The following is a 13,146-nucleotide window of genomic DNA, read 5'->3' as shown; positions in this document are numbered from 1 at the left end:
CAGAGAAGGGAAAATATAGTACACAGCGTATAAGATTTAACTCCAATTCTTCTGCTTAATTTTTTGTTACATACTTATAAATTTTTCCCACGGCTTACTTAATACAATAGACATCTCTCAAAATGAATGTAGAAACGTTGCATTGCAACGTCTGTACAAGGGTTTCAGGTAACGCATAATTAATTTCTGGAGATGTCTAATAACTAGCGTCCACCAAAAGCTACTAATGCCGCAAAATAACCAAACCGCCGTTGAATTCCGCGATGTTACCTTTAGCCGCAATCATCGCCCCTTGGTGTCAAATCTCAACTTCAACATCCGCCAAGGAGAAGCACTAGTATTACTTGGGCGCAGTGGTAGCGGCAAAACCACCACAATGAAGTTAATTAATCGCCTATTCACACCTACACAAGGCGAAGTTTTATTTGATGGTATTCCCACAACTCAATGGGATGAAATTAAACTGCGGCGAAAAATTGGTTACGTCATTCAAGAAATTGGTTTATTTCCCCATTTTACAGTTGAACGCAATGTGGGTTTAGTTCCTTCTTTGGAAGGTTGGCAACCGAAACAAATTAAAATAAGGGTTTATGAGTTGCTGCAATTGGTAGGCTTAGAACCAGCGCAATTTGCAGGGCGTTACCCGCACGAACTTTCGGGTGGACAAAGACAAAGAGTCGGCGTAGCCAGGGCTTTAGCAGCAGATCCGCCTGTGTTGTTGATGGATGAACCCTTTGGCGCACTCGATCCGATTACGCGGTTAGAACTGCAACAAGAGTTTCGGCGTTTGCAGCAAGAGTTAGGTAAGACGGTTGTGTTTGTCACCCACGATATTCAAGAAGCCTTGGTTTTGGCATCGAGAATTGGTTTAATGTATGGCGGAGAATTGGTAGTATTGGGGACAACAGATGAATTTATGCGATCGCAACACCCAGAAAGTCTAGCCTTTCTTAAATGTCTGCGTTCCTTCCAAGACAATTTATGAAAAATTTCTTTCTTGTTAAGTATGCCCCAGAAATTCTTCAGCATACTCTAGAACACTTGTTTTTAGTAGGCATCGCTATTGGAATTGCCATACTTGTAGGCATTCCACTAGGTATTTTAATTACACGTAAAACATATCTCCGTCAACCAATTCTCGGCATAGCGAATATTCTCCAAACTATTCCTAGTTTGGCTCTCTTTGGTTTACTCATCCCTGTTCCTATAATTGGTGGAATTGGGGCTGTACCAGCAATTGTTGCCCTGACTGTATATTCTTTGCTGCCGATAATTCGTAATACTTACACAGGGATTACTGGTGTAGATCCAGCGATTCGAGAGGCTGGGAGAGGTATGGGAATGACGGATAGACAATTGTTATTGCAAGTTGAGATTCCCTTGGCAATGGGGGTAATTTTAGCAGGTGTACGAGTCGCAACGGTAATTGCTATTGGCATTGCAACCATTGCAGCTGCGATCGGGGCTGGTGGCTTGGGAGTCTTTATTTTTCGCGGTATATCAGTAGTTAACGATCAGTTAATTTTAGCTGGTGCAGTTCCGGCGGCGGTAATTGCATTATTGGCTGACTTTGCAATTGGCTGGTTGGAAAATAAATTAAAAATTAAAAATTAATGAAAAGATTTTTAGCATCGTGCTTTTTAACTTTTAGTTTGTTATTACTAATTGCTAGCTGTACACCAAATGTAAATAGTAGCAGCAATGGCAATATTATTGTTGCTTCCAAAGATTTTACTGAACAAGATATTTTAGGTGAATTTTTAGCACAGCAAATAGAGGCAACAACTAATTTAAAAGTATCTCGTCGTCCCCGTTTGGGTGGTTCTTTTGTTTGTCATAATGCGATTACTACTGGCAAAATTGATGCTTATATTGAGTACACAGGTACAGCTTTTACGGGAATTTTAAAGCAAAAAGCAGTTAATGACCCTAAAGAAGTTTATGAAAGGTTAAAACAAGCATACTCCCAGCAATTCAATTTGGAAGTGATGCCAAGCTTGGGTTTTGAAAATACTTTTGCGATGATTGTCCGGGGTGATGATGCCAAACGCTACAATATTCAAACTCTCTCAGAAGCTACTAAATATACACCACAATGGCGCGGTGGTTTTGGTTACGAGTTTTTAGAACGAGAAGATGGTTTCCCTGGATTAGCTAAAACTTACGATTTACGTTTTGCCAAATCTCCCCAAATCATGGACTTGGGTTTGATATATCGTGCTTTGATTCAAAAACAAGTAGATATGGTGGCGGGGAATTCTACTGATGGGCAAATTTCTCGATTGGGTTTATTTGTCTTAAAAGATGATAAACATTATTTTCCACCTTATGAAACTGTGCCAATTGTTCGGCAAGAAATATTAAAAAAATATCCCGAATTAAAAACAGCGATCGCTTCACTCACCGGAAAGATTTCGGCAGATGAAATGCGGCAATTAAACTATTTGGTTGAGGGTGAATTACGTGATGTTAAAGATGTTGTCCAGGAGTTTCGTAAATCGAAGGGATTAAAATAATTCGTAATTCGTAATGACGCTCGTTCGCGGAGCGTGTCGCAGACAAGACTCGCTAACGCTACGCTAACGTAATTCGTAATCAAGCATTAGCGTCACGCACCCTACTGTTGTTCATGCAAAAAGTTCTTTAACCACCTAATGACTTCACTTGTTGATTGCTCATTGGCCATTTGGAGACATTGCTGCACAATTTCTCTGACGTTAGGAAAGTAGCTACTTTCCGTAAGCACATAACTTTCTGCGTGCAATCTATAAATTAATAAGCAATTACTCTTTAATATCCAAACTTCTGGCACTCGATCCGGTAAGTAATCATTAATATCGGTGTAACTTGTAACGTCTATTTCAATTGCTAAATCTGGTGGTGGATCTGACTCCCAATCAATTCTTTTTTTACCAACTACTTCTCTACAATTTTCAATGTAAAAGGAATAGTCTGGTTCAATACCACTAATTTCTGGCAAGCTCATGGTAATGGGCGTAAATGACTCGTATATGCGGTTTAAATGATCCAGCAAAATCTTAGCAATATCTGCCAACAAACTTGCATCTCTTCCATGTTCTGGTAGCGGTGCCATTAGCAAAATCTCTCCAGGTCTATATTTAATGCGAGGCGAAGAGCGATCGCCTAGTTGCTGACTCAACACTTGATAGTCTTGCCAGTTTCCCAAAAGCTTCAATACCGCGCCAGGTGGTAACTCGATTCTTTCTGGTGTAATTACGGTATCCATTTTCGGCTGTTTCACTAATTTAAGTTAGCCAGTTGATTACAATATACATTAAAAAGTTATTTTTAATTAGTTATGTAAACATTTTTTCGATTGTTTGCATCATCAGAAACAACCGATAAGGAAAATTAGGAAATTGAATAAAATTATAATACTCATAGAAAGAACGCGCTTTGTCGTCTTTGGCATCAACCACTACAGCTATTGTCGCAATTTCGCTTTGTAGACTGCGATAAAGCGCATCCATTAACAGCATTTCTCCCAGCCCTTTTTTTCGATGATTTTTATCAACTGCCAATCGACCTAAAAGAGTTGCAGGAACATTTGGATATTTTGGGAGTTTCTTTGTGATCTCAATTGGCAATTCATCAAATTTAAAACTTGTTGATGATAGTGTGTAATACCCAGCAACGATTCCAGAACTTTTTTCAATTAAAACAAAGGGAGCAGCCATCCGCTTCCGAGCATCTTGTCCGGCTTGCTGTTTTAAATAAATATCAAGTTTCTCAACATCACAAGAAAAAGCCGCCCGGTCTTGCTTTCCTAGCGGCTCTATTAAATAATTATCAAAAGTATCAGGTAACGCCATTTACACACCCATGTTTTGTTCATAGCGTTGAGCTGCTGCCTTTAATTTTGCACTTGGTTCTGGTGGATTGAGCAGTGCTTCTACAAAAACTTCTTGGTCTTGTCTACTTAATATCATCATTTCATTTTCCTGGATAATCTGTTTGGCAACATTCATAACGCTGCTAATCACAAAATCTGTTAATGTTTGACCTTGAATCTCAGCAGCACGCTGGAAAATTTCTTTTTGTTCTTTACTAATACGAGCTTCCAGACGTTCAGCCTTAGAGCGCGTTAAATTTGCTTGGCGGTTTTGACCCACAGGATCAGCCATGATAGCCTCTACATAATAAGAATAATGTTTAGCAAAAAATAAAATGTACGGCATTTGTCCTTACAAATTCATAGTAACCAACATAGATAGGAATTTCAACAAGATTTAGCGATCGCTCTGCAACTGAGCAATCAACAAGCAAGCAGCGTATAAAATGCTTTCCCAGGCGCTAGGCTAAGAAAGATCAAACCAAATGGCATAAAAATGCTTACTGTTGCTAAACCCAAGCGAGTTGCAATCGCAATCTTTTCTTTCACCCTCGTTGTTTACAGCCAAGTTGCATCAGCCGCCTTAATACCCCTACGCAGCAAAAAGGGAATGGTGGTTTCAGCCCATCCTCTAGCGAGTGAAGCGGGAATTTTAATGTTACGCAAAGGGGGTAATGCAGTGGATGCAGCTGTAGCTACAACTTTTGCAATCTCTGTAGTTGAGCCTTTTTCCGCAGGCATCGGCGGCGGCGGATTTTTGCTGATGCACTCTGAGAAAACTGGCGACATGAAAGCGCTAGATTTCCGCGAACGCGCACCCTTGAAAGCGACAAGAAATATGTATTTAGATGCAAAAGGAAAGGTGCGTCCCAATGCAAGTATTAATGGTTATTTGGCAGTAGCGACACCTGGAACGGTGGCGGGACTTTATGAAGTGCATCGTCGCTATGGTAAACTTCCTTGGCAAGAGGTGATGAAACCTGCGATCGCACTCGCTAAAGATGGCTTTATTCTTGGCAATGTGCTAACCCAGAGGCTCAACCAGCGCCAGCAAGCAATTCTCAATAATCCCGCAGGGCGAGAAATTTTCACTCACAACGGCGAATTTTACAAACCAGGGGAGAAACTGGTGCAGAATGATTTGGCACGCACTTTAACAGCAGTTGCCGAAAATCCCCAAAGTTTTTACACCGGAAGTATTGCTCGTGCGATCGCTTCTGATATGGTCAAAAATGGTGGTTTAATTACTCTAGAAGACCTGAAAGCCTACAAACCAATCTGGCGGACTCCTATTTGTGGCAATTTCCGCAAAGCTAAAGTTTGCTCTATGCCACCTCCATCATCGGGAGGCGTTCACCTATTGCAGATTTTAAATATTATCGGTGACAGTGATTTAAAATCTTTGGGATGGCATCATCCCGACGCTATCCACTTAATGGTAGAGGCAATGAAAATTGCTTACGCTGATCGTTCAGAATATTTAGGCGATCCTGATTTTGTCAAAGTTCCTGTACAAGAACTACTCAGTTCAGCTTACGCCAAACAACGCCGTCAAGAAATTAATATGCAAGTAGCTAGACCCTCGACCAAGGTCAAGCCGGTAGATAGAAAAATACTACAACGTTTTAATCAAGCTAATAATCGGAGTTTAGAAGAAAATACCATTCCGTTATCTCATCAGTCTCTTAAACTGCACACGACGCGGTATGAATCTCCTGAAACCAGCCATCTTACGGTTGTGGATGAAGAACGCAACGCTGTAAGTCTAACTTTCACCATTAACCTCAGTTTTGGTGCTGGTGTGGTGACACCGGGAACTGGAATTATCCTCAACAATGAAATGGATGATTTTGCTGCTGCGCCAGGAGTACCTAACGCCTTTGGTTTAGTTGGTAACGATGCCAACAGCATTGCACCCCGTAAAACTCCCTTATCCAGCATGACTCCCACAATTGTCACAGAAAATGGTCATTTTCGGATGGCAGCAGGTTCGCCTGGTGGTAGCACTATCATCACTCAGGTTTTGCAAGTCATCCTAAATGTGCTGGAATACAACATGGATGTTGGTGCAGCTGTTTCTGTTCCACGCATACATCATCAATGGCTTCCAGATGAGTTGCGTGTAGAATCCTGGGGTTTAGATGCTTTGACTCTGCAAGAATTACGCCGTCGGGGGCATAAAATAAAGGAAACTACTCCTTGGGGTAATGGTAACGCGATCGCGGTTACATCTGATGGAACTCTAGAAGGCGCGGCAGATCCTCGCGGTGAAGGTTCCCCCAGAGGTTTGTGAACGAGTGAGCGACTGGCGAGACACAGGGACGCACAGAATAACAAATAACAAATGACTAATGACTAATGACCAATAACCAATAACTATTGATTTTGGATTGTTGACTCTACGTAGCTACTGCTGCCAAACTCATTGGCGCGTGCGCTAGGTACTAGTGTCCAACCTGCTTTGAGAAGTTTTTGATAAGTTGCCCAACCTTTAGAACCACCTGGTATTTGATAATCTGGGACTGTGAAATGTCCAAAAGCCGTGTAGGGCCGCCAAGGCTGATTGGGTTCTGTCTGCAAATACAAGATTTTCTCGCCGTCGCCACCAGACTTAGATAACCAGCACATTTGTCGATGCATTGCAAACTCCTTTGCTTTTAGCTAACAACTAACGCATAATATCAGACTTTTGTCAAGTTACTTCTCACCCTTGTGAGCTATTTTTGGACATGCAGATAAACAGATTTGCCTCACCTTATGTATTAGGGTGAGATTTTTCTAATGTTATCCGCGTTTTTTGCGATCGTGTGTAGCAATAACTACTGTTTTCAGGGTGGTTAGGAATTTGCAATCTGCTGTATTTTTAAAAAACAGAAGTCAGGAGCCAGGCAATACGGTTCGGTTAAAGGGGAAAGGGAAAAGGGGAAAGGTTTTGAATACATCCTTTAACCCTTACCCGCAAACCCATTCCTCAGACCACAAGGAAAGTGAAAAGTGTTTATCCGAACCGTATTGAAGAGCCAAGAGCAGAATTTAGAACTGAATTCTGGCTCCTGACTAGTGGATAGTGCAGCGTGCGATCGCTGTAGAAAAACTCTAAATATTTGGTGGGCGAGTTTTTTTTGCGATCAAAGCCCAATTTGATCGAGTTTTCCAAATACCATAGCCTTCTCTGTAAATTGAAAAACCTAGCAGCAATACAACCGAGGTTTAGCCAAAGGTAGAGTGGTAATTGAGCATATCAATCTTTCTGGCCATTTTGTCGCCGACAATACCGCGAATTGTCTGTACTAATTGGGTGTATGCAAAGTCAGACAAAGCTGGCGTTGTTTCTTGCAAGTTGATTGATTTATCTAAATCAATCCATGATTTGCAACCGCCGTATTTAGGGTAATAAGGAATTTCTTGCTCTTGGGTTAGGTTATATGTCCGCAGGAGGAGAATATAAAGGGGCTGACGTGGTTTCCATTTAAGGCGATCGCTAATAAAATGCTCGTTCCAAATATGGAACGGAAGCAAGGCGTTGACAAGAAATTCGTCACTAACTGGCAAAATATCTGTAATTTCAGCCCAACTGCCGATGCGAACTGTCTCTGGATGCCAACCTGATGTTACTGGATAAACACTATTAGCATACTCAGGTTTGAGCATGAAAGCTTGTTGATGTTCATAAGTAGGGTAAAGCAAAATTTGCTTGTGGGCAACTTGGAAATGTCCATTTCGTTCATGAATACCCCCTTTGCGGAGCAACATAATTGTTTTGCCACTCTCCAAGGCATTTACGGCGACTGCCCATTCTTTGAGAGCATGAAAAGTTGTAGTCAATTCCATCAGCATCTACTGTAACTCTGATTTAATTCAAGCTAAGACCGATAAAGTGTGAAACTGTCCAAGGGAATGAATTAGAAAGCAGTTATAAAAAAGCGATCGCTAGCAACCCAGCAGATAATCGTACTAAAAATAAACTGTTTCAATGCGAAAACTTTGAACATGCTCAACAAGCGCTACAAAAATTACGTCCCATAGCCCTTATTTATAATTGTACCCCTGCTCAGTTAGCTTTGCCGTGGTTAATTGCCCAACCTCAAATTAAGGCTATTGCAAGGGCACGTTATCCCCAACAAGCACTAGTACCGCAAGGCGGAATTAAAAATTAAAAATTAAAAATCAAAAATGAATACAGCATAAGGGTTTCGTTGATTTGGAATGATTGGTTTATTTCCGCCGTGTTGTACTAGACAACGCATGAGCCACCTAAATTAAGGTTTATCCTGCCTAATTGGTAAAAATTGATGCAATTGGACGTATTTCCAGCAATTGCCTGGATGAAAGTCAAATTATGTGCAATTGATGACAATGCAGTTTGATTAGCTATGCTGATCTCTCGAAGATCCCCTTAAATATCTTAAAAAGATAGTCAGGGATCAAATCTCTGGAGCTAGATTGCAAAATTTAACAAAACATCAACTTTAGTAAACTAAGAGTTGCAACTTAGAAACTGAAGTGATAACTTAAATAGTAGGACACCAAACAAAATAAAACCAAAAGAAAAGGGTAAATGACTTAGTGTCCCCTGTCATCAACCCAAGCAAATTTCAGCATATCAAGATTACAAAAGTGGCAAAAGCCTAATGTCAAAGGCAAAGCCAAATCCCAAAGCGGAAAAACGCAAGAATGCTGAGTTTGTTAGTTCTCTAGTCCACCCTAGTTATTAACCTCCAATTACTTAATTAGTTTAACAATTTGAAATCTGTGAACTCGATAAAACCTGGTCAACCCTGATCAGGTTTTTGGTATTTTATTGTGATATAATCTTCTCGGTACGGCAGATGGTGCCGGAATTGACGCTTGAAGAGATAGTTGGGAAACTAAAGTCTTTTTAACAAAAGCCAGTTAATGTGCCCAATAAATATCAAACCTTTTGGTTGGGTTACTTTATTCATTTTGTATATATAAAAAAGCCCACTAATATGGGCTTGTTTTGTAGAATATAAACTCAAATTAACTAAGTCATTTCCAAGCAGTGAAGAAATAGAATGGCAATGTATCGTGTTAAAAAAAATTGATGGAATATAATAGATTTTTAAATAAAATTACTACAGCTATTATTATCACGCTCCTTTCTTTTTCTTGTAAGTCTTCTATTAGTACAAAAGCAGAACAGGCACAAGCAACAGATAAATCGAAACCCGATCCGAATCTTGTCTATGGAGATTTAATTATTAAAGAACAATCTGATTATATAATGATTCCCGTTGTTCTTCCAGAACAGAATGAAGATAAAAAAACTGATTTAAGCCTTTCACGTTCTTATGAAAGAAATAACCAATTGTCTAACATCATCTTTTATCGAAAGCAAGATGGTGAAGCTCATATTTTATTAAATAAAAAAGCCATTATCGCCTCCTTTGATTTATTAGAGGTAAAAGCGGTAGAGAAGCCGCCTACAAGAGTTTGGTTTTATAAAATCCTTGAACAAGACACAAACATAGATACAAAACTCAATAGCGAAGATGCTACTGTTGGTTATCTTTCTGATTTATCAGGTAAGAATCTCCAGCAAATTACCCCAAACAATACTCAAATCATCAATTGGGTTGTTGTTCCAAGTCAAAATGCAATTTTTATAAAAATTATCAAAGACTCAGATAATGATAAAAAATTTACAGGAAAAGATAAAACTAATTTTATTAGAGTTAACCTAGATAAACCTACTATGGGATCTGAGATTATTAGTAATCAGATAGAGCAAGAAATTAAGTCATCCATTCTTAAATGATTAGGTTTATTGCATTGAATTGGGCCCCGCTATGCTAATACTTCTCTACAAGGGTTATCGATAAAGCATATTTAATTTATGGAGATGTCTAATAGACTTCTTGCAGAAGTGGGGAAGGGGTGAAATTTCCCCTTACCCTTTACCCTTTACCCTTTAACCTTTCCCCGACATCTTGGCATTTGTTACTTTTGCAAGATGTCTAATTATCTGGAATCAGTGACAATGGAGTTTAGATAGTAAAACCTTATCCAAGCCATGATAAATAAGATTGTGGAAGCTCAGGCATGAGTAATGGATGTGAATGGTAACATTACCGTGGTAGCCCAAACTACAGTAAATCCTGTGCGTTCCTGGTTATCAATTACCTCCTGTCATGGTTATGGCTAAAACAACTAGGATTTTTGGCGCGAATTCTGTAAAAGTTAAAATACAAAAGCAGCCAGGGCGTTGGCATAAAACAACACTGGCTCAATTTTTGCGTTTGCCTTTGTACTTTCTGATAGCTTTGCTATGCATATTGGGTTCACCCGTGCTAGCAAAAGTTCCTGGCTCAATTAATTCTTCATCTCAATTACAGATTAACAATTTGACATCGCTGGCTGTAGTTAATGACCCAGGTTCGCTACTAGAACAGGGAAAATTTTTATACAATTCTGGTAACTTTGCTAAGGCAGTAGAAGTATTACAACAGACTGTCCAAACATATAAGCAGCAAGGAGAAAGTCTCAGACAGGCAGCGACACTGAGTAATCTTTCGCTAGCTTACCAGCAACTTGGTTTATGGAGTCAAGCACAGCAGGCAATTACAGAGAGCTTAAACTTGCTCAAAGGACAAGATGAAAACCAGAATCTTCAAATCTTAGCCCAATCACTGGATATTCAAGGTCGTCTTCAACTGAGAATGGGACAAGCCGAGGCAGCTTTAGCAACTTGGCAGCAGACAGAAGAAATTTACAGGCGAGCAGATAATCAAAGTGGTGTGGTGCGATCGCTAATCAATCAAGCACAGGCGTGGCGAACCCAAGGATTTTACCCCCGCGCTGTCAAAACACTCGATCGGGTAAGTCAGACGTTAAAATCTCAACCAAATTCGATAGAAAAGACAGTGAGTTTGCGATCGCTCGGTGATGCTCTTTTAGTCGTGGGCGATTTGGAAAAGTCACGTCTGGCGCTAGAAGAAAGTCTGACAATTGCTCGAAATCTGCAATCAAGCACAGATATTGCAGCCAGTCTGTTCAGCCTGGGGAATAATGCCCGTAAACAACAAAACAACCTATTGGCGATCGCCTATTATCAAGAAACAGTTGCAGCATCTCCCCCACCTTTAATAAAAGTCCAAGCTCAACTCAATCACCTGAGCTTACTGATTCAAGATCAACAATGGGCAAAGGTTCAAACTCTCTTACCATTGATTGAATCCGAACTCGCTCAACTTCCTCCCAGCCGTGCTAGCATTTACGCTTATGTTAACTTTTCCCAAAGTTTGGCAAAAGTCAAGGGTGGTATATTGCAAGCATCTAGTCAGCATTACTACTCAGGATTCAGCACCAAAGACTCAGCAGTATTACTCGCCAGAGCCATTGAACAGTCCCGCAGTTTAGGGGACAAGAGGGCAGAAGCATACTCACTAAAGAGTTTAGGTGGTTTGTATGAAGAAACCGGGCAGTTGTCATACGCGCAAGAGCTTACCCGGCAAGGATTAGCTTTAGCACAGAGCAGCAATGCACCAGAAATCACCTACACCTTAGAGTGGCAGTTAGGTAGATTACTGCGGGCAAAAAAAGATATGAATGGTGCGATCGCAGCCTATGATTCTGCTGTGGACACTCTCCAGTCCCTTCGCAGAGATTTAGTAGTCAATAAAGATGTAGTTAACCAGGATGTACAATTCAACTTTCGGGACAGCGTAGAACCCATCTACCGAGAGTCAGTAGAGTTACTGCTAAAATCCCAAGAAGGAAAACCAGATGAAAAAATATTGGAGAAAGCACGCCAACGCATTGAAGCACTCCAACTAGCAGAATTAGACGACTTCTTTCGAGAAGCTTGCCTACAAGGACAGAGAGTAGCGCTCGATCAAATGGTGGATAAAGATAATCCCACGGCTGCCATCCTTTATCCAATTATTCTTCCTGACGAACTTCAGGTAATTGTCAAAATTCCCAAACAACCCCTGCAAAGCTACACTACTCAGATTTCTCATACAGAAGTAGAGAAATTGTTACTAGAACTGCGAAAAAATCTTGTCAATCCCACTGCTACCAAAGCCATCCAAACCCAGGCGCATGAAGTTTACAACTGGCTGCTTCAACCCATTGAGTCAAAATTGCAAAACAGTGGGGTAGATACCCTAGTGTTTGTCCTAGATGGCCCCTTACGCAATTTACCAATGGCAGCTCTATATGATGGTAAGCAATACTTGGTAGAGAAATATGCAATTGCTCTGAGCGTGGGTCTGCAACTCCTCGATCCTAAACCACTGGTAAAACAGCAGCTAAGAGCGCTAACCGCAGGACTGACTCAGCCACCACCAGGTTTTTCCAAGTTTGCACCGTTGCTTGCGATCAAATCTGAATTCGACGGCATTACCAAAGCAGGAGTCTCGACAACTAGCCTACTAGATGGAGATTTTAAGAAAAAGAATTTAGAGGGTGAAATTAATGCTGCTTCATTCAACATAGTGCATTTAGCAACTCATGGTCAGTTTAGTTCCCGCCTTGAAGACACTTTTATTTTGGATTTCGATGGTCAGATCAATGTCAAAGATTTTGATACTCTTTTTCGCAGTCAGGGCAAAACTATAGTAGAGCTACTCGTTTTGAGTGCTTGCCAGACAGCAACAGGAGACAGCCGTGCAGCACTGGGTCTTGCAGGAGCAGCTGTCCGAGCTGGCGCACGCAGTACCATCGCCTCACTGTGGCAGATTGATGATGAATCAACGGCAATGTTTGTTAGTGCCTTCTATCGAGAACTCAAGAGTGGCAAAATCACCAAAGCCAAAGCTGTCCACCGTGCCCAGCTACAACTGTTGCAACACCCTAACTACAAAGCACCAAGCTTTTGGTCTGCCTATGTGTTGATTGGCAATTGGTTGTAATTTCGGCACATGGGCTCATACAGAGCATGGGAATGGCTGATTAAAGGCTGCTGGCTCCAGTAATACATTGAGTCAGTAGCTCATACCATTTCTTTGTGAAGCTGCGCCAAATTTCCTTTGCTTCTTCTTTCTTCCTTTGTGTTCTTCTCTGACGAGACGCTGCGCGTAGCTTGCTTCTCCGTAGGAGTATGCATCCTTTGCGGTTCGTTCCTCATATAGTTTGGCGCACCTTTATACAGAATTGGTATTAGAACGCTTGAAACAGCAGTTGCAAGAATCATCTGGGTTTCAAAGCCTTATTTAGCGCAGCTTCATAAAAAAGAATTGGTATCAGTATACTCTACTAGATATTGCCGAAAGATTGGGAATGCCATTTGATGTGATTAAACATGCTGCTGATACATGAATTGCACATGA

General features: G+C 40.8%; 11 protein-coding genes and 1 pseudogene. 7 read left to right on the top strand and 5 right to left on the bottom strand.

Features of this window, described 5'->3' with window-relative positions; all coding sequences use genetic code 11:
- Positions 1-226 precede the first annotated feature (226 nt).
- From H6G86_RS04700 to H6G86_RS04690, 3 genes are read left to right on the top strand one after another with little or no spacing between them, the layout of a single operon-like run.
- Entirely contained in the window at positions 227-985 is a 759-nt protein-coding gene (locus H6G86_RS04700; protein WP_190933343.1) for an ATP-binding cassette domain-containing protein, read from the top strand.
- Complete coding sequence (locus H6G86_RS04695) at positions 982-1,614, top strand: ABC transporter permease (RefSeq protein ID WP_190933342.1); 633 nt, start codon at positions 982-984, stop codon at positions 1,612-1,614. The genes H6G86_RS04700 and H6G86_RS04695 overlap by 4 nt, the downstream gene beginning before the upstream one ends.
- Complete coding sequence (locus H6G86_RS04690) at positions 1,614-2,516, top strand: glycine betaine ABC transporter substrate-binding protein (protein WP_190933341.1); 903 nt, start codon at positions 1,614-1,616, stop codon at positions 2,514-2,516. Before H6G86_RS04695 ends, H6G86_RS04690 begins: the two co-directional genes overlap by 1 nt.
- 101 nt (positions 2,517-2,617) lie before the next feature.
- Here the strand turns inward: H6G86_RS04690 and H6G86_RS04685 are convergent, their stop codons facing one another.
- The 3 genes from H6G86_RS04685 to H6G86_RS04675 all read right to left on the bottom strand — a co-directional run bounded on the left by H6G86_RS04685 (position 2,618) and on the right by H6G86_RS04675 (position 4,145).
- Positions 2,618-3,247: a Uma2 family endonuclease gene (locus H6G86_RS04685; protein ID WP_190933350.1), complete on the bottom strand. Its 630-nt coding sequence runs from the start codon at positions 3,245-3,247 to the stop codon at positions 2,618-2,620.
- A 70-nt stretch (positions 3,248-3,317) separates the two neighbouring features.
- The gene (locus tag H6G86_RS04680; RefSeq protein WP_190933340.1) at positions 3,318-3,833 is read right to left on the bottom strand and encodes a GNAT family N-acetyltransferase; all 516 of its coding nucleotides are present in this window, start codon (positions 3,831-3,833) and stop codon (positions 3,318-3,320) included.
- A complete protein-coding gene (locus H6G86_RS04675) occupies positions 3,834-4,145 on the bottom strand; it encodes a type II toxin-antitoxin system TacA family antitoxin (RefSeq protein ID WP_190933339.1) in 312 nt (103 codons plus the stop codon).
- Between the two features lie 204 nt (positions 4,146-4,349).
- Here H6G86_RS04675 and ggt point away from each other — a divergent pair, with 204 nt between their 5' ends.
- Entirely contained in the window at positions 4,350-6,146 is a 1,797-nt protein-coding gene (gene ggt / locus H6G86_RS04670; protein WP_190933338.1) for a gamma-glutamyltransferase, read from the top strand.
- 83 nt (positions 6,147-6,229) lie between these two features.
- On the opposite strand, the gene H6G86_RS04665 is transcribed toward ggt, so the two are convergent.
- Positions 6,230-6,493 carry a hypothetical protein gene (locus H6G86_RS04665; RefSeq protein WP_012409208.1) on the bottom strand — a complete coding sequence of 88 codons (264 nt, stop codon included), beginning with the start codon at positions 6,491-6,493 and terminating at the stop codon, positions 6,230-6,232.
- 570 nt (positions 6,494-7,063) lie between these two features.
- A complete protein-coding gene (locus H6G86_RS04660) occupies positions 7,064-7,690 on the bottom strand; it encodes a DUF1802 family protein (protein ID WP_190933337.1) in 627 nt (208 codons plus the stop codon).
- Positions 7,691-7,788: 98 nt separating this feature from the next.
- On the opposite strand from H6G86_RS04660, the pseudogene H6G86_RS04655 reads away from it, so the two are divergent.
- The 3 genes and pseudogenes from H6G86_RS04655 to H6G86_RS04645 form a co-directional block, all read left to right on the top strand.
- A pseudogene (locus H6G86_RS04655) lies at positions 7,789-8,010 on the top strand (hypothetical protein); the annotation flags it as partial.
- Between the two features lie 908 nt (positions 8,011-8,918).
- Entirely contained in the window at positions 8,919-9,632 is a 714-nt protein-coding gene (locus H6G86_RS04650; protein ID WP_190933336.1) for a hypothetical protein, read from the top strand.
- Between the two features lie 373 nt (positions 9,633-10,005).
- Positions 10,006-12,729 carry a CHAT domain-containing protein gene (locus H6G86_RS04645; protein ID WP_190933335.1) on the top strand — a complete coding sequence of 908 codons (2,724 nt, stop codon included), beginning with the start codon at positions 10,006-10,008 and terminating at the stop codon, positions 12,727-12,729.
- The last annotated feature ends 417 nt before the right edge of the window (positions 12,730-13,146 follow it).

The sequence above is a fragment of the Nostoc sp. FACHB-133 genome, from assembly GCF_014698055.1.
Lineage (GTDB): Bacteria > Cyanobacteriota > Cyanobacteriia > Cyanobacteriales > Nostocaceae > Nostoc.
This window is presented reverse-complemented; position numbering and strand designations above follow the sequence as displayed.

Excerpts from the sequence above, each read along its gene's own strand:
- H6G86_RS04700 (WP_190933343.1), top strand. The coding sequence starts at position 227 with ATGCCGCAAAATAACCAAACCGCCGTTGAATTCCGCGATGTTACCTTT.
- H6G86_RS04695 (WP_190933342.1), top strand. The coding sequence starts at position 982 with ATGAAAAATTTCTTTCTTGTTAAGTATGCCCCAGAAATTCTTCAGCAT.
- H6G86_RS04690 (WP_190933341.1), top strand. The coding sequence starts at position 1,614 with ATGAAAAGATTTTTAGCATCGTGCTTTTTAACTTTTAGTTTGTTATTA.
- H6G86_RS04685 (WP_190933350.1), bottom strand. The coding sequence starts at position 3,247 with ATGGATACCGTAATTACACCAGAAAGAATCGAGTTACCACCTGGCGCG.
- H6G86_RS04680 (WP_190933340.1), bottom strand. The coding sequence starts at position 3,833 with ATGGCGTTACCTGATACTTTTGATAATTATTTAATAGAGCCGCTAGGA.
- H6G86_RS04675 (WP_190933339.1), bottom strand. The coding sequence starts at position 4,145 with ATGGCTGATCCTGTGGGTCAAAACCGCCAAGCAAATTTAACGCGCTCT.
- ggt (WP_190933338.1), top strand. The coding sequence starts at position 4,350 with ATGCTTACTGTTGCTAAACCCAAGCGAGTTGCAATCGCAATCTTTTCT.
- H6G86_RS04665 (WP_012409208.1), bottom strand. The coding sequence starts at position 6,493 with ATGCATCGACAAATGTGCTGGTTATCTAAGTCTGGTGGCGACGGCGAG.
- H6G86_RS04660 (WP_190933337.1), bottom strand. The coding sequence starts at position 7,690 with ATGCTGATGGAATTGACTACAACTTTTCATGCTCTCAAAGAATGGGCA.
- H6G86_RS04650 (WP_190933336.1), top strand. The coding sequence starts at position 8,919 with ATGGAATATAATAGATTTTTAAATAAAATTACTACAGCTATTATTATC.
- H6G86_RS04645 (WP_190933335.1), top strand. The coding sequence starts at position 10,006 with ATGGTTATGGCTAAAACAACTAGGATTTTTGGCGCGAATTCTGTAAAA.